Here is a 2285-nt window from a genome sequence, read left to right as displayed (position 1 = left end):
CATTTTTCATATGCCCTTCAGGCATCGAAAAAGCACTGGTCGGCTGTAGGCCTTTGCTACCGGGCCCTGCAAGGAACTGGGCAAAACATATAGATCAAAAAGATCTAGCTTTAACTTTAAACATTACTTTATGAGCTAAGTCTCTGGGCCCGATGATTCAGCCACACACCTGAATCAAGAACCCCAGGAGTTTTAGCAATGGGCAATGTCCAGACGGCCGTCAGGGCCTTTGAGCAGCCATGGCGCCCGGCACCGGGTGACCTGGTCGAGCTCGGACGCACGCTGCGCCTGCCGCTGGGACAGTTGCGCCTGCAACGCACGCCGGTCAGCGGCCTCAAGCGTCGCGACAAGCTGGTGCTGGGCCTTTTGGTGCTGGTGCTGCATGGCGCGGCGGCATACTGGGTCAGCCACCAGCCGACCCCCGAGCTGCCGGTCATCCCGCCGAAGATTCCGCCCATGACCATCGAGTTCGCGGCGCCCGCGCCACCGGTGGTCGAGCCGCCGCCGCCGGCCCCTGTGGTCCAGCCGCCACCACCGCCACCGGTGGTCGATGAACTGGCCGCCAAGCCCGCGCCCAAGCCAGTCCCGAAACCCAAGCCAGTGCCCAAGCCCGTGGCCAAGCCGCAGCCCAAGCCAGTCGAGGCGCCACCGCCGACACCGGTCGCCGCGCCAACACCCCCGGCGCCTGCCCGTCCCGCGCCCGCGCCGGTGACTCCGGCCTCGGCCAATGCCGCGTACCTGAAGAACCCGGCGCCGGAGTATCCGCAAATGGCCCAGCGCCGAGGTTGGGAAGGCACCGTGCTGCTGCGCGTGGAGGTGCTGCCCAGCGGCAAGCCTGGGCAGATCCAGATCCAGAAAAGCAGTGGCCGCGACGCCCTCGACGCCGCCGCGCTGGCCGCGGTGAAGCGCTGGAGCTTCGTCCCGGCCAAGCAGGGCGATGTGGCCCAGGTGGGCTGGGTCAGCGTACCGATCGATTTCAAGCTTCGTTAACTTGCGACCGCATACAGGAAGGACTTCATCATGAGCGTGTTGGCATCTCCCCTCGAATCCGTTGAAAGCGCGGTCATCTGGCTGCTGGTCGGCTTCTCCGTCGCCACCTGGGCGCTGGCCCTGGTCAAGGTCGTGCAGTTCGTGCGCCTGAAGAACCAGGACAAGCGCTTCCACCAGCAGTTCTGGGCAGCGTCCAGCCTCGATTCGGCCGCCGAGCCGAGCCACGACCTGCCAGGCCCCGCCGCCCGCGTGGCCCAGGCCGGCTTCGCCGCCATCGCCGTGGGCGAGCCGGGCCAGGCCAATGACCTGAGCCACGCCATCAACCATCAGGACCGCCTGGAACGGGCCCTGCGCCAGCAGATCGTGCGTGAGCGCCGTTCGCTGGAAACCGGCCTGGCGGTGGTCGCCAGTATCGGCAGCACCTCGCCCTTCATCGGCCTGTTCGGCACCGTGTGGGGCATCATGGAGGCGCTCAAGGGCATCAGCGCGGCAGGCTCGGCGAGCCTTGAGACCGTGGCCGGGCCGATCGGCGCGGCGTTGGTGGCCACGGGGGTGGGGATCGCCGTCGCGGTGCCGGCGGTGCTGGTCTACAACTACTTCCTGCGGCGCCTCAAGCTGACCGCCGCCGACCTCGACGACTTCGCTCACGACTTCTACAGCCTGGCGCAGAAGAGTGCCTTCCGCGTGCTGGTGCATCCGACGGCGCACCGGCCGCAGGGCGGCTTTACCCAGCCGGTGAAGGAGGCCTCCTGACATGGCCTTCTCGACCCAGGACAGCGATGAAGTGTTGAGTGAAATCAACGTCACGCCCTTGGTGGACGTCATGCTGGTGCTGCTGGTGGTGTTCATCGTCACCGCGCCGCTGCTGACCAACGCCATCCCGATCAACCTGCCCAAGACCGAGGCCGTGGCCCCGGTGGAGCAGAAGGACCCACTGGTGGTGAGCATCGATGGCAGCGGCAAGCTGTTCATCAACAAGGACCAGATCCAGCCCGATCTGCTGGAGACCAACCTCAAGGCTGCCAGGGACAAGGACGCCGAGCTGCGTGTGCAGCTGCAGGCCGACGATGGTGTGAACTACGGTGAAGTCGCCCGCGCGATGGCGGCGATCGAACGTGCCGGGATCAGCAAGCTGGCGGTGATCACCGCGCGCTGACCGGCGATACCGTCTTCAGGCAAGTGCTTCGGGGCCATTTTCCTTGGCAGGGGATGGCCCTTTTTTTATTGGAGACTCGGATGTGAAGCCTTTCGCGATCCCTGTAGGAGCGGCCTTGTGTCGCGAAAGGGCTGCGTAG

At 65.7% G+C, this 2285-nt stretch carries 3 protein-coding genes; all 3 read left to right on the top strand.

Going from position 1 to position 2285, the window contains the following annotated elements; all coding sequences use genetic code 11:
* Positions 1-198: 198 nt before the first annotated feature.
* The 3 genes from N5D48_RS26035 to N5D48_RS26025 are packed head-to-tail and all read left to right on the top strand — an operon-like array spanning position 199 to position 2146.
* Complete coding sequence (locus N5D48_RS26035) at positions 199-990, top strand: energy transducer TonB (protein ID WP_279889005.1); 792 nt, start codon at positions 199-201, stop codon at positions 988-990.
* Positions 991-1020: 30 nt separating this feature from the next.
* Positions 1021-1743 (top strand): MotA/TolQ/ExbB proton channel family protein, encoded by a 723-nt coding sequence (locus N5D48_RS26030; protein WP_279889003.1) that lies wholly within the window; start codon positions 1021-1023, stop codon positions 1741-1743.
* A gap of 1 nt (position 1744) precedes the next feature.
* Positions 1745-2146 (top strand): biopolymer transporter ExbD, encoded by a 402-nt coding sequence (locus tag N5D48_RS26025; RefSeq protein WP_279889002.1) that lies wholly within the window; start codon positions 1745-1747, stop codon positions 2144-2146.
* Positions 2147-2285 lie beyond the last annotated feature (139 nt).

The sequence above is a fragment of the Pseudomonas sp. GD03858 genome (genome assembly GCF_029840925.1).
In the GTDB taxonomy this organism is placed as follows: Bacteria; Pseudomonadota; Gammaproteobacteria; order Pseudomonadales; family Pseudomonadaceae; genus Aquipseudomonas.
The sequence above is the reverse complement of the archived record's forward strand: the minus strand, read 5'-3'. Positions and strand labels throughout refer to the sequence as shown.